This is a genomic window from Pseudoalteromonas sp. SR43-3, assembly GCF_014163875.1.
Lineage (GTDB): Bacteria > Pseudomonadota > Gammaproteobacteria > Enterobacterales > Alteromonadaceae > Pseudoalteromonas > Pseudoalteromonas distincta.
In genome coordinates this window covers 83355-97721 of sequence record NZ_JACJEC010000007.1, presented here as the reverse complement: position 1 = coordinate 97721, position 14367 = coordinate 83355, and the positions used below count along the sequence as shown (strand labels likewise).

Below are 14367 nucleotides of genomic sequence, written 5' to 3'. Positions count from 1 at the left end.
TATCGAGCCCACTAGGTTACAAACCTCGCGCCGTGATTTAATCGCCCCTAGATTGAACAAATTTCAATCCACAAAGGTCAACACGCCCTAGTAAGGATATTAATGTTTTTTTCTAAAAATAAGCAAAATGAAATAGCCTCTTTAAAAGCAGAACTCTATCCGTTACAACAAGTGTGGGAAGGGCTTTACCGAGAGATGTTAGTACTGAACATTCTCTATGATGGCAGAATTTCGCACGCCAATGATAGGTTTTTAGAAAACTTAGGCTACAACGAAGACGATCTTACTAATAACTCTTTTGATGATTTTATTACTGAGTCATCTCGTCAATCTTCAGAATTTAAAAGCCTACAGCAAGCTATAAAAAAAGAAGGACATTGGGGCGGTGCATTACAAATTGCGCGCGGTGATGGTAAAGCTGAATGGTTACGTTTAATAGTACATCCTGTAAAAGGGGAGCAAGATCAGTTGCTCTATTTTTCTATATTCGGGAGTGTGCTTACAAAAACAATTACGGCTTCCCGCGAGCAAAGCGACACTATCAAAGCGATATATCGCTCTATGGCAGTAATTGAATTTGATTTAGAAGGCCATGTTTTAAAAGCAAATGAGCAGTTTTTATCAGCAATGGGTTATCAAGAAAGTGAATTAATAGGAAAACACCATCGCACATTTTGTGAAGCTTCAGAGTATAATTCCCAAGAGTATCAACAGTTTTGGGCTAAATTAAGAGAAGGACAGTTTATAGCGGAGCGCTTTAAGCGTGTTGATAAATATGGCAATGTTGTATGGTTAGAAGCGTCATATAACCCAATCTCAAATGACGCGAATGAACTTTATAAAGTAATGAAGTTTGCAACAGTTATTACAGAGCAAGTAAATCAAGAAATTGCGATATCTCAGGCTGCCGAAATTGCTTATAGCACCTCAACCCAAACGGATAAAAAAGCAGAGCAAGGCGCGAGCGTTATACAAGATACGGTTGCAGTAATGACCGAGCTGGCTATTAACATGGAGCAAGCGGCAAGTGAAATTTCAGCGCTTGATCAGCAGTCGCAACAAATATCGAGTATTGTACAAAGTATTAGTAGTATTGCAGAGCAAACCAATTTGTTAGCATTAAATGCCGCAATTGAAGCGGCTAGGGCTGGAGAGCAAGGTCGAGGTTTTGCTGTGGTTGCAGACGAGGTTCGATTGCTTGCATCGCGTACATCAAAAGCAACAGAAGAAATTGTAGAAGTAGTACAGCGTAACCAATCACAAACCCAAAATACGGTGGCTGTAATAGAAAAAGGTAAAGAAAAAGCAGAGCAAGGTTTAGCACTATCTAAAGAGTCGGGTGATGTGATGCAGGAAATTCAGCAAGGCGCACAAGAAGTTGTAAATGCGATTGGGCAATTTACCAGTGAACTCAAAGCTAACGGCTAGATTAGTTACGTCCTTATTCTAAAGCGGGCACCTTTACCGGTACCCGCTCAACCTAACCCCCCTCAATATTACTCTCGAAACATCCCTGATAATTTTAAATTTAACAACTATTCTTTATTAACCCATTAAATAACAAGTAATAAGTTTCTTCATCCCTATAAATGATAATAAATTGTTGCATTTTTGTTCTTTGTTCCTAATACTGATGAACGCCAAGGCTGACAAGCCCTAGTATGAATACCTTAAATGATAATAAAATATTACGTACACAACATTAAGGAATTGTATGAACAACACTAAGCGCACACACACATTAATTAAACCAAGTCACCTAATTGGTGCTGGGCTTGCTATGCTAATGAGCTTTTCTGCTGCGAGTAAAGACTACAAAATTATATTAATTCACGGGTTACAAACTTCGCAAATAACCAATAAGTCGGGTAGTGATGTAATTAATGACGGTGAAACATATTGGCAATCGTACTGGAATAATCGTGCAGATGAGCGAATTGATTGGCCTGCTTATGAGCGAATTGAAGGTAAAATTGCTACCGATTGGGTGTGGCCAAAGTTAAAGCAAATTTCACGCTCTAATTTATGCAGTGATGGCTGTGTATTTGTAACACATTCAACAGGCGACTTAGTTGCACGCCATATTATTGATAACCAAGAAAACTGGTTAGAAAACGCAGGCTTACAGCCGCTTAATATTGTTGCGACGTTTGATTTAGCAGGCGCGGGTGGTGGAAGTGAGCTTGCAGATGTAGCCGTTAGTGCTTTAACTGGCGCATCATGGAACTTTGCGGTCGATGCAGCACTCAAATGGTGGCTAGGGAGCGATGTAACCGAAGCTGTTGGTGTATTACACGATTTAAAAGTGAATAATGCCCGTAAAATATCGCCATTTCCTGATGCACGTACACCTAGATTACGCTTTGTGGCAGATGGTAATGCGTATTTAGGTTTAACAGGTGGATTTTTAAAAGGTAATGATGATTCGGTTGTAGCATCGCACTCTTCATGTGGTGCAAGTTCGGCTGGCTCGTTTGGAAGTTGTAGCAGCAGTATTGATACAGATGGCCATTTAAAATCGCAAGGTGATGCTGTTAGTAGCTTTATGCCAAATCATTATCCAATGATGATGAGTGACAGTTATAGCCATAACGAAATACATAACGCGCAGCGTAAAGGTAATGTCACAATAGCCATGAATAACGTAAATGTTGAAGGTAATAACGTAGGGTTTAATACGTTTGATAAAACTACAGGTAGTTGGTTTTGGAAAAAACAATATCGTTATATTAGGGATTCAAATAATTTAAGTGCATCAGCACTTATTTATAATGTGATTCCATAACATAGAAGGCGTGTAGTTATACCAATCTGCATAAATCTTTGATCAATTTAACGAATTAAATTCCACTATAACGTCGTTAAAAATTTTTTATTTACGACTGCATGGATGCAGGAGGTAGAGCAATGCAGGGAGCAATTGCCGAGAACAACTAGATACAAAAATTTTTGCCTAGTTCTAGCGTAATTTTCTTAACGTTAAATAGACCCATATATAAGCAGATTGGTATTAAAAACTATACGCCTTATAAAAGATTGAAATATAAAAATGAAAAAATTTTATGTCGTTGCTTTAATTATTAGCACTATTTTATTCTCGCTATGGTTTACTGGTAAAAATGATGCTCATAAAGTTGCTGAGCCAATAAAACCACAGATTAAACACAGCGCGAACGCACCTGACTTATCGCCTGTAAAAGTGATCCCTATAGATGTGCCTAAAGCTAAAAAACCACAATCAAAAAAGCAAATTGCGTTTAATGAAGACCTAACAAAAGCAGCGCAGCAAGTGGTGATGCAATACGAAAGTGCACTTAAGTTTCCTCCTTATTCCCAACCTTTGAGTCCTTTAGATGAAGATCGATTAAAGCCAAATCAGTTTTATCCTGTGTCGAGCCCCATAGGTGAAAGCGGCGATGCTTTAACGGTAAGCCTCAAACAATATCGTTTTGTATATCCAGAAGAAATAACAATAAAGGTAAGCGCTCAAGGGCTTGGTAAAGTGGTCGTAGAACTTGCAAATACTGATACAAAGGAAGTACTAAATACCCATACGGGCAATGCGCGTGAAGGTGAGGCAATTATTACATTTAAAGAAGATGAAGATTACCCTCGTAGTTTGCAAGTGTATGTGCAGGGCGATGTTGACGGCAAAAAAGTACCCGTAGTTGCGCAAATTCAATATATGCCGCCAAGTGCTACTTTGACAGGTTTTGAAATTGCTTATGCTCAAAATGAAAACATGATTATGCCAGCTAATTTAACGGTGATAAAAAGTGGTTTGTATCGTGTTAGGGCGAATTTATATAGTGGTGATACACCACTTGCTCATTTGGTATCTAAGGAACGCTTAACACAAGGGAGCCAAACCGTAGACTTAAAAGCTCATTGGTCAGTATTACCTAAGGGCGTTACCGATATGCGCTTAAGTGACTTTGTAATAGAAAGAATGTCGCCAAGCCCAGGTGAGCGTAACAGCTTTGGGAATAGTGAAATAAGCCATTTTGATATAAACGATTTCTCGTACGACAGTTTACAGCAGTTGCCGTATCAGACTAATGCACAAGAAAAGTTAAGTTTAGAGTTTTTACAAGGCCTAGCTGAGAGTTAAAAATAGAACGTAAGGCTGAATTGGTAAATTTAAGGGGGTTGTACATAAATACAACCCCCTTAAATTTGTTAGCCTAGATATGTTAGCTTAGATTTATAGTAACTACACTTGGAGCTTCTTGTTCATCAAGCTCATTAGTAACAGGCACTTTAGGAATGTCTGGCTTATCAAGAGCTATATCGCCACCATCAATGACTTCACCGGTTTGTAAGTTTTTAAAATCAAACAAATCAGCATCAGCTAAGTGTGAAGGCACGACGTTTTGCATTGCTGTAAAAATACTCTCAATACGGCCTGGGTGCTCAGCATCCCATTTAGCGAGCATTGCTTTTGTATGTTTACGCTGTAGGTTTTCTTGCGAACCACATAGGTTACATGGAATAATTGGATAACCTTGTGCAAATGCGTATTGGCTTATATCGCTTTCTTTGCAGTATGCAAGTGGGCGAATAACCATATGCTCGCCGTTATCACTCATTAATTTAGCCGGCATACTTTTTAGTTTTCCACCGTAAAACATATTTAAAAACAACGTTTCAATCATGTCGTCACGATGGTGGCCAAGGGCTATTTTAGTTGCGCCTAACTCATTTGCTGTGCGGTATAAAATACCACGACGCAGTCGTGAGCAAAGTGAACAGGTTGTTTTACCTTCAGGAATAATGTCAGTAACAATGCTGTAGGTATCTTCTTCTACAATTTTGTATTCTACATTTAATTTATCAAGATACTGGGGTAAAACGTGCTCAGGAAACCCTGGTTGTTTTTGATCTAGGTTTACAACAACGAGATCAAACTTTATAGGTGCTACACGTTTTAAATGTTGAAGCATTTCAAGCATTGTGTAGCTGTCTTTGCCACCTGATAAACACACCATTATACGGTCACCTTCTTCAATCATATTGAAGTCCATAACGGCTTGACCAGTTTGGCGACGTAAACGCTTTTGTAGCTTATTTAAGTTAAATTGAGCTTTAGCTTGATCTGAGTGTGACAATTACGCCCCCTAGTAAAACAATACAGCAAAGTTATTTGCTAAAAATAAAGGGGCGTATTATACCCAAACCACCTGAATATGCGAGTTTAGGATGTAATTAAACACGGTATTTTTAGCAAGTAACAAACTGGATGTTACTTGCTAAATTTTTAATTAATCTAGTTTCTTTGCCATCGGGCTTACGTAACCATCGGGCTTAAGTGCTAGTACATCGCAGTCAAGGCTATCAATTACATGCTCTGCTGTATTACCTACTAAAGCGGCACTTAAGCCTGTACGACCAACGGTACCAATAACAACTAATTCGCTATTTAACCGCTTAGCTACATCAGGGATTACATCCTCAGGTAGGCCTTCTTCAATAAAACATTGCTCTTGGCTTAAATTAAACTCAGCAGCAAGTGCATTGGTTGATTCAATGTGGTGTTTTTTAACTGATTCGTTATAAAGTCCAGGGTTAAACTCAGGAATTTCGATTGCTATATTTATGGGCGTTGCAGGATAAGCATTAACTAAATTAAGTTTTGCGTTGGCAAGTTCACATAAAAATTGTGCGTCTTTAATTACCCGTTTATTAAGTGCTACATGTTCTTCGTTTTCACTAACCGCATTCACAGCAGCTAAAATATTACCGTTTTCTGGCCATGCCATTTCTTTAACAAACAACACCGGGGCAGGGCATTTTCGTACTAAATGCCAGTCGGTAGGGGTGAAAATAACGGATTTAAGTGCACCATGTTGATGTGTGCCTTTAATTACTAAATCGTACTTTTGATCAATTACAGTATCGATTATGGCTTCATAAGGACGGTTATGCCAAACCACTTGGGTGTCAATATCTATATCTTTGTAAGGTGAAACCAAATCTTTAAGCCATAGCTGGCGATCTTTTAGTACGGCATCACGCATTGCTTCGCGTTCATCGCCAGATAGCATCGTTGTCATTTCATAAGAGAAGTCGTAAACCGTCATAAAGGCGGTAATACTTGCGCCAGATTTTTTGGCTAAGTCTATTGAACGTGATAAACCGTGTTGATCGTCTTTGGTAGGGTCAATAACCGCAATAATGCGTTTAATAGTGTTCATATGCTACTCCATTTGCCTAACGGGTGTACAATTAGTGTAACGCAAATATAAAACAGTTAAAGGGGTAGCATATAAATTGTTGTTCTAAATCAAACTATTTAATTTAGCGAGGCTTAACGATTGCTGCCGTTTTAGCTAAGGCATCATTATCTAAAATTGTAATAAATTTACCTTCTACTTTTATTAAGTCGGCTTTTTGAAAACGGCTTAATAAACGGCTAATGGTCTCTACGGTAAGGCCTAAGTAGTTACCTATTTCACCGCGAGTCATGGTAAATCTAAATTCTTTGCGTGAAAAACCACGTTCACCAAAACGCTCTGATAAGTTATAAATAAAACTAGCTAAGCGTTCTTCTGCTGATTTTTTATTGAGTAATAACAGCATTTCTTGATCGTATGTAATTTCGCTGCTCATCAAGCGCATTATTTGTTGACGAAGTTTTGGTAATTTACCAGCAAGTTCGTCAAGGGTATCGAATGGTATTTCGCACACCATTGACGTTTCAAGTGCTTGTGAAAAACTCTGGTGCGCCATTTTACTTATCGCGTCAAAGCCTACTAAGTCACCCGCTAAATGAAACCCGGTTATTTGCTCATCACCTTGCTCTGATAATGTGTACGATTTAAATGAGCCAGAGCGTACAGCATAAATAGCCTGTAAAGGTGCGCCTGATTCAAATAGATAATCGCCTTTATGGAGTGGTTTTTTTCGCTCAATAATTTCGTCTAGCTTATCCATTTCTTGGCCATTGAGAGAAAATGGCAAGCACAATTGACTAATACTGCAGTTATTACAGCTAATAGCACAATTACCTTTAGCGCGACTTTGAGAGAAATCCATAATTTAATCCGTTTAAATTTTTATACACAGGACTGCAAAATAACCATAAAAGGTTAATACTGCGAATAGGTTATTGTATCAGCTTGTCAGTTGCAATCATCAATAAGTAGATACCATACCAGATTATAACACTGCCCAGTACAATTCGGGTCCAAGGGTGGTTAATAATACTATTTAGTTTTTGTGCGGTAACGCCTAACGTGATCATTGCGGGGAAAGTACCCAAAGCAAAACATAGCATCACTAAAGCACCGTCTAGGGCACTTGGGCTAGTCATCGCCCATGTAAGTGCTGAGTAAACAAGTCCACATGGAAGCCATCCCCACAAAGCACCGTAACCTAGGGCTTTAAATGGTGAGTTAATAGGCATTAAGTATTTATTTAGCTTAACAATGTGTTGCCACACTAAGGTTTTACCAATTTTTTCTAACCATTGCAACGTAGGGCCTAAGCGCATTATATACACGCCGACTAGGAGCATAAAAATAGCTGCAATGAATGAAAGTGCTAAAGAAAAAGATGTGTTTTGCCTAGCAAATTGGCTGCTAATACCAGCAACAAGTGCACCTGCTGCCATGTAGCTCAGTGCACGCCCGGTATTATAGGCAAATGAATAGGTGAATGTTTTGCGTTTATCACTTGCCAGTTGTAATGAGCTTGCAATACCGCCGCACATGGCAATGCAATGACCGCTACCTATTAGCCCCATTAAAAATGCGCTGGTGTAAAGAGGGTCAATCATTACTTTTATTATGTTGCTCTTTGTCGTCTTCAAACAAAATACTATGACCTTGCTTATTTAAATCAGAAAACTGCTCACTTTTTACGGCCCAAAAGAAAACGCCTATAGCAATAATGACAAACAAAATGGCAATAGGGATCAAAATGTAAATTATGCTCATAACTTTAATAGCCTTAGTGAATTACTAATCACAATAATTGAGCTGGCAGACATGCCAATAACAGCCATCCACGGAGCGACTAAGCCCAGCGCTGCCAATGGTAATATGGATGCATTATACAATAAAGACAGCGCAAGGTTTTGCTTAATAATTCGTCTGGTTTGTTTTGCCACATTGAGTAAATGATCAATTGAAGCTAAATCGCTATTAAGGAGCACTACATCGGCGCTATTTTTTGATATGTCAGCACCGGTTTCCATTGCAATGGATAAATGCGCGCTGGCAAATACAGGGCTGTCGTTTACGCCATCGCCGACCATTGCTACAACTTCGTTTTGTGACGCCCATTTTTCAACGGCTGTTTGTTTATCTTGTGGCGAACACCCAGATTGCACACTTTCAAGGTTGAGTTGCTTAGCTACTTTTTGCCCAGCATCTGATGCGTCACCGGTTAACATATGACACGTTAAATTTTGCGATTGAAGTGAGCCTATAAGCTTTTGAGCATCGTTTTTTACTTTATCAATAAAGTAAAAACGTGCAACAACCTGCTTATTTATATACAAGCTTGCTTGTGCATTTGATTTTTTGCTATCAAACCAACCACTTTTACCAATTGCATAATGATTGTTTGCATCTTGTGCGCTAATTCCCAGACCTGGATGCACTTCAACGTTATTAAGATTGTGGTGAGCAGGAGTAATTTCATCAAATGCGCTGGCTATAGGGTGTTCAGAATAACGCTCTAACATAGCTGCTATATCTAGCACTTGCGCTTTTGTGTATTGCTTATCGAGTATATCTACTTCATCTAGGCTAAATTTACCTTGGGTGAGTGTGCCTGTTTTATCAAAGGCAAATAGCGTAATTTGTGAGAGTGTTTCGAGCACATGCGCTTGTTTTATTAATACGCCTTTACGGGTCAAGGTTGCAACCGCGCATGTAAGTGCGGTTGGTATGGCTAAACTCAGGGCACATGGGCAGGTAGCAACTAAAACCGAAATGGTGATCCAAAATGCGTGTTCAGGGTCAATTTGGTACCAGCCAATAGCTGTAAGTGAAGCAAATATAAGCAGGCACGCTATAAACCATTGCGCAACTTTATCTGTAATTTCAACCAGTTTAGGGCGTTTAGTTAATGCGTTGTGTTGCAAGCGGATAATTTGATTTAAAAGGGTATTTTGGCCAATTTTATTAATTTTTATTTCAATAACGCCGTCGTGGTTAACGCAACCGGCGTAGACATTGTGACCGATAAATTTTGTAACGGGTTGGTGTTCGCCCGTCATCATTGATTCATCAACCGTAGTTTTACCCTTTATAAGCTCGCCGTCGGCAGGAATTGTTTCACCCGCTTTAATGAGTACTACGTCATTAAGTTTTAGTTTTTTGGCTGCAATTATAAGTTCTTCACCACTGTCGTTAATGGTACGGGCTGTTAATGGCAATAATTTTTGTAAGTTGGCAGTAAATTCGCTCGCTTTTAAACGCGCTCTAAATTCAAGGTACTTACCTAATAAAAGTAAAAAGGTGAACATGCACACAGATTCAAAATATACTTCGCCGACTTGCATAAATGTGGCGTAACAACTTGCGCCAAACGCACCAAAAATGGCCAGCGATACGGGTAAATCCATATTGAGCTGTTTTGCTTTTAAGCCATTTATGGCGTTGGTTAAAAAGGGCAGTGCGCTATATAAAATAACCGGAGAGGCAAGTACTAAGCTGATCCATCTAAAATACTGCTCAAAATTGCTGTCCATCCCTGAGAACATGCCAAAGTACATGGCAAACGCAAACATCATAACTTGCATGGTCATTAAGCCTGCAACACCTAAGCGGCGAATATAGGCTTTGGCAGTTTGTTGCTTTTGTTGAGCTTCAATATCTGATTGAAATGGGTAGGCTTTATAACCTATTTTGGCTAAGGAAGTAATAATTTCGCTCAATGGGGTGCTGGTTTTATCCCATTGGATCATCGCGCGGTTGGTGGATGTATTTACATCAACCCGTTTTACAGTCTTTAAGTTTAAGAGTTGTTTTTCGATAAGCCATGCACACGCTGCGCAGGTTATACCGTCAACACTCAACAATACCTCTGAGATATTGTCGTTAGTAGCTATAAATTCGTCTTGAATATCTTCGTTGTCATAACTTTTTATAAATGCGAGTTGCTCAGGTACCAGTTGCTCAACCTTGCCTGCGCGAACAGTTCGGTATTTATAATAATCAGTCATACCTTGAACAACAATATTTTGCGCAACTGCTTGGCAGCCAATGCAACACATTGGCTGGGCTATATCGTCAATTATAACGTTTGCGCTAAATCCGTTTGGCACACTTTCAAGGCAATGAAAGCAAGAGTGAGACATAGTGATGATTACTTATAGTTAGGAGTAACTAAAACGGTTTCAGCCGTCGGTAGAACAATGTTTTCTTTGAGTTTCCAGCTGCCATCAATTGGCTCAATAAATACAGAGTATGCACCTGGTGTATACTTATCAAGTAATGCAGTAAATTCTTGATTGGCATTAGGTGTAAGTGTGGCCTCAAAGTCATGCGCTTTAATAGTACGGTGGTAAAACGAAAGTTTTAAAACATGCACGTTGCTACTGTCACCTTTTGTAAACTTAAAGCTTACACGCTCGTTGGTTACATTTAATTCGCCATGTAAGTAAAGTGCTTTTGCTTTTTCAAACTTAGTCAGTTCTAAGTTTATTGCTTTGCCTTTTTTGTAGTAGTCGTCAACAACCATATCTGGGCCGTTACCTATTGCCGTAATAAATAAGCTAATACAGCCAATAATGGCAACTAACGGAAAAAAGATTAAAAACCAAGGCCAAAAATTTTTATACCACGGAGTAGGTTGCATAGTGTCTCTAAAATTAGTTTAGGAAGCGTTATTTTATAGGAATTATACGTAAAAGACTAAAAAAAAGCCTCCGACTGGAGGCTTTTTTGATCTGGATTAATCTATTGAATTAAATAAATTAATTTATAAACATTTTATTAACCGTGTGCTTATTTATCTTGCGATAAACTGTAAACGTAGGCTGTTAATAAGTGAATCTTATCTTCACCTAAAATGTCTTTCCAAGCAGGCATTACACCAGCACGGCCGTGGTTAAGTGTTTCTTCAACAGCACGTTGAGAACCACCGTATAACCAAATGTTATCAGTCAGGTTAGGCGCGCCAAATGGTAGGTTATGTGCAGCCGACCCTTTACCGTCAGCACCGTGACATGCTGCACACATTGCAAACTTAGCTTTACCTGCGGCAGCATCTTTTTGGTTAACAGTACGACCAGAAAGGCTCAGCACATGTGCAGTCATTTCTTTAACGCCTTGCTCACCAAGAGCATCGCCCCAAGCTGGCATTGCAGCTATACGACCATTAAGCAGTGTTTCTCTAATTTTGTCTGGTGTACCGCCATATAACCAATCTTTATCAGTTAGGTTAGGGAAGCCTGTTCCACCACGTGCATCAGAGCCGTGACATTGCGCACAGTTTTGTGAGAATAAACGCTGACCAATTTCGATGGCTAATTGACCATCTGTTTGTTCATGTTTGTCACCATTTTCAAGAGCAACTTGCTGCGCTGCGTCGCCTTCAAACTTAGAATTAACTAAATCTAAAACCGGCACTTGTGCAAGTCGATTAAAAATAGGACCAAAGCGTTCTTCTGCAGCTTCATACTCTTTATCAAGTTTAACAAAACGACCTTCTGCTTTAGCCTCTGCAACTGCTTTTTTAGATTCAGCTAAAGACGTAATACCTTGATTAGAGCTAGTCCATTTACCTAAACCTTCCCAGTTGCCTAAACCTGGGTAAGCTGCAAGGTAATATACTGACCAAATAAAAGTTGCGAAAAACATGTAAGTCCACCATTTTGGTAGTGGATTATTTAGCTCTTCAATGCCGTCAAATTCATGTCCACAGCTTTCACCTTCTTTTACGCCAGCATAGTTTTTTAAGTTCCAAACTAATAGGCCAAAGATGATGCATAAGCATGCAAGGGTTAATACAATAACCCAAATACTCCAAAAGCTAGTCATTTTTCAGACTCCTTTTCCTCGTTAGAGAGTGTGTTGTTATGTTTTTTTTCATCCTCGAAAATGGCATTAGCAGCGCTATCAAAACGATTTTTGCTACGCTTGCTGTATGCCCATACAACAATCACAATAAACAATACTAAAATTACCAGAGTCAAAATGCCTCTGTATGTTCCGTAATCCATAATAATTTACTTCAAGTGGGTACCAAGTTGCTGTAAATACGCGATTAGAGCTTGGATTTCTGTTGCGCCTTCGCCGTTATTCATAGCGTTAACTTTTTCAACATCAGCTTTAAGTTCTTCGTCGCTGCCATAACCTAGGCCCGGGTGTTTAGGGTTTTCTGGGTTAATAGCAAAAGTATCACGGAAAATTTGTAGTTTTTTCAGAGTCAGGCTTGTATCTACCTTATCCTCTGCTAACCAAGGAAAACCTGGCATATTCGACTCAGGAACCACAGCACGTGGGTCAACTAAGTGAGCATAATGCCAATCGTCCGAGTAACGTTTACCAACGCGAGCAAGGTCAGGACCAGTACGTTTTGAACCCCATTGGAAAGGGTGATCCCATACTGATTCGCCTGCTACAGAGTAGTGACCGTAACGCTCAACTTCATCACGAAAAGGGCGGATCATTTGTGAGTGACAGTTATAACAACCTTCACGTACATATATGTCACGGCCTTCCATTTCTAAAGCATTAAGAGGGCGTAGGCCTTCTACTGGTTTAGTTGTGTCGTCTTGGAACATTAGCGGAGTAATTTCAACTAATGCACCAAAGCTGATAGCAAAAACAGTCAGAATAGCCATAAGGCCAACGTTCTTTTCTACTATTTCATGTTTGTTTTGTGAATTTTTATTGCTCATCATCTCACTCCGTTATGCTAATTGTGCTTGCGCGTCTAACTTCAGAGATTCTTTCTCAGCTGAAATTGTACGGAAAACGTTATAAGCCATAACTAACATGCCTGTTACGATGAATACACCGCCTACAAAACGCATAATGTAGAAAGGATGCGACGCTTCTAAAGACTGCACAAAGCTGTACATTAATGTACCGTCGGCATTTACCGCACGCCACATAAGACCTTGCATTACACCAGAGATCCACATTGCAACAATGTATAAAACAACACCTACAGTGTGTAACCAGAAGTGGGTATTAACTAATTTAACGCTATACATACGACCTTGCGCAAATAACGCAGGAATTAAGTGGTAAATAGCACCAATTGAAATCATAGCAACCCAACCTAGTGCACCTGAGTGTACGTGGCCGATTGTCCAATCTGTGTAGTGAGATAACGCATTTACAGATTTAATTGCCATCATAGGGCCTTCGAACGTAGACATACCGTAGAAAGACAATGAAACAACTAAGAAGCGTAGTACTGGATCAGTACGCAGTTTATGCCATGCGCCTGATAGGGTCATAATACCGTTAATCATACCACCCCAAGACGGTACGAATAGGATAATAGACATAACCATACCTAAACTTTGCGTCCAATCAGGAAGCGCAGTGTAGTGAAGGTGGTGAGGACCTGCCCAAATATATAATGAAATTAATGCCCAAAAGTGAACTACCGATAAACGGTATGAGTAAACTGGGCGACCTGCTTGTTTTGGTACAAAGTAATACATCATACCCAAGAAACCAGCAGTTAATAGGAAACCTACAGCGTTATGACCGTACCACCACTGAACCATAGCATCTACCGCACCTGCGTAGATTGAGTATGATTTAGTTAACGACACAGGCACTGCCATGCTGTTTACAATGTGTAGTACTGCAACAGTAATAATAAAGCCAGCATAGAACCAGTTAGCAACATAAATGTGCGACACTTTACGCTTGATTAAAGTACCAAAGAATACAATAGCGTAAACAATCCAAACCACAGCGATTAAAATATCGATTGGCCATTCAAGTTCTGCGTATTCTTTTGAGCTAGTAATACCAAGTGGTAATGTAATTACTGCTAATACAATAACTAGCTGCCAGCCCCAAAATGAAAAGGCGGCGAGTTTGTCTGAGAAAAGACGCGTTTGGCAAGTACGTTGTACGACGTAATAAGACGTCGCAAACAGTGCACTAGTACCAAATGCGAAAATTACTGCGTTCGTGTGTAACGGACGTAGTCGAGAGTAAGTTAACCATGGTGTATCAAAGTTAAGTGCTGGCCAAGCTAATTGGGCAGCAATCAGAACCCCAATACTCATGCCAACGATGCCCCAAATCACTGTCATAATAGCGAATTGGCGTACAACCTTATAGTTATACTCAGTTTGTGATGCTACTGTTTGGCTCATTTTCTGGCTTCCGCTGCAATAAATGCGTTTAGAAATGAATTACCCACTATTAAAAGTGGGGCCTA

Annotated in this window: 14 protein-coding genes; 3 read left to right on the top strand and 11 right to left on the bottom strand. The window is 39.6% G+C overall.

The genetic code is table 11. The annotated features are described in order from the left end of the window. Positions 1-102: 102 nt before the first annotated feature. From H5088_RS20455 to H5088_RS10795, 3 genes are all read left to right on the top strand, one after another. Positions 103-1428 (top strand): PAS domain-containing methyl-accepting chemotaxis protein, encoded by a 1326-nt coding sequence (locus tag H5088_RS20455; RefSeq protein ID WP_182752840.1) that lies wholly within the window; start codon positions 103-105, stop codon positions 1426-1428. A 286-nt stretch (positions 1429-1714) separates the two neighbouring features. Further along, on the top strand, positions 1715-2785 hold the full coding sequence (locus H5088_RS10800; protein ID WP_182671759.1) for a hypothetical protein: 1071 nt from the start codon (positions 1715-1717) through the stop codon (positions 2783-2785). A gap of 264 nt (positions 2786-3049) precedes the next feature. Beyond that, positions 3050-4111: a hypothetical protein gene (locus tag H5088_RS10795; protein WP_165723935.1), complete on the top strand. Its 1062-nt coding sequence runs from the start codon at positions 3050-3052 to the stop codon at positions 4109-4111. Between the two features lie 82 nt (positions 4112-4193). Here the strand turns inward: H5088_RS10795 and ttcA are convergent, their stop codons facing one another. The 11 genes from ttcA to ccoN all read right to left on the bottom strand — a co-directional run bounded on the left by ttcA (position 4194) and on the right by ccoN (position 14302). Beyond that, positions 4194-5108: a tRNA 2-thiocytidine(32) synthetase TtcA gene (ttcA, locus tag H5088_RS10790; RefSeq protein WP_002963067.1), complete on the bottom strand. Its 915-nt coding sequence runs from the start codon at positions 5106-5108 to the stop codon at positions 4194-4196. A 153-nt stretch (positions 5109-5261) separates the two neighbouring features. After that, on the bottom strand, positions 5262-6194 hold the full coding sequence (gene uspE, locus H5088_RS10785) for a universal stress protein UspE (protein WP_165723936.1): 933 nt from the start codon (positions 6192-6194) through the stop codon (positions 5262-5264). 103 nt (positions 6195-6297) lie between these two features. Then, positions 6298-7035, bottom strand: a complete 738-nt coding sequence (locus H5088_RS10780; RefSeq protein ID WP_002963069.1) for an FNR family transcription factor — start codon at positions 7033-7035, stop codon at positions 6298-6300. 70 nt (positions 7036-7105) lie between these two features. After that, positions 7106-7777: a sulfite exporter TauE/SafE family protein gene (locus H5088_RS10775; RefSeq protein WP_182752839.1), complete on the bottom strand. Its 672-nt coding sequence runs from the start codon at positions 7775-7777 to the stop codon at positions 7106-7108. Continuing rightward, a complete protein-coding gene (gene ccoS / locus H5088_RS10770) occupies positions 7770-7937 on the bottom strand; it encodes a cbb3-type cytochrome oxidase assembly protein CcoS (RefSeq protein ID WP_002963071.1) in 168 nt (55 codons plus the stop codon). The genes H5088_RS10775 and ccoS overlap by 8 nt, the downstream gene beginning before the upstream one ends. Beyond that, a complete protein-coding gene (locus H5088_RS10765) occupies positions 7934-10309 on the bottom strand; it encodes a heavy metal translocating P-type ATPase (protein ID WP_182733251.1) in 2376 nt (791 codons plus the stop codon). Before H5088_RS10765 ends, ccoS begins: the two co-directional genes overlap by 4 nt. Positions 10310-10317: 8 nt before the next feature. Further along, positions 10318-10809, bottom strand: coding sequence for a FixH family protein (locus H5088_RS10760; protein ID WP_002963075.1), 492 nt, complete (start codon positions 10807-10809; stop codon positions 10318-10320). 149 nt (positions 10810-10958) lie between these two features. Further along, positions 10959-11993: a cytochrome-c oxidase, cbb3-type subunit III gene (gene ccoP, locus H5088_RS10755; RefSeq protein WP_182752838.1), complete on the bottom strand. Its 1035-nt coding sequence runs from the start codon at positions 11991-11993 to the stop codon at positions 10959-10961. Continuing rightward, on the bottom strand, positions 11990-12175 hold the full coding sequence (locus H5088_RS10750) for a CcoQ/FixQ family Cbb3-type cytochrome c oxidase assembly chaperone (RefSeq protein WP_024597380.1): 186 nt from the start codon (positions 12173-12175) through the stop codon (positions 11990-11992). Before H5088_RS10750 ends, ccoP begins: the two co-directional genes overlap by 4 nt. A 6-nt stretch (positions 12176-12181) precedes the next feature. Beyond that, positions 12182-12856 carry a cytochrome-c oxidase, cbb3-type subunit II gene (gene ccoO, locus H5088_RS10745; RefSeq protein ID WP_024597379.1) on the bottom strand — a complete coding sequence of 225 codons (675 nt, stop codon included), beginning with the start codon at positions 12854-12856 and terminating at the stop codon, positions 12182-12184. A 12-nt stretch (positions 12857-12868) separates the two neighbouring features. Further along, positions 12869-14302, bottom strand: a complete 1434-nt coding sequence (gene ccoN, locus H5088_RS10740) for a cytochrome-c oxidase, cbb3-type subunit I (protein ID WP_002961515.1) — start codon at positions 14300-14302, stop codon at positions 12869-12871. Positions 14303-14367 lie beyond the last annotated feature (65 nt).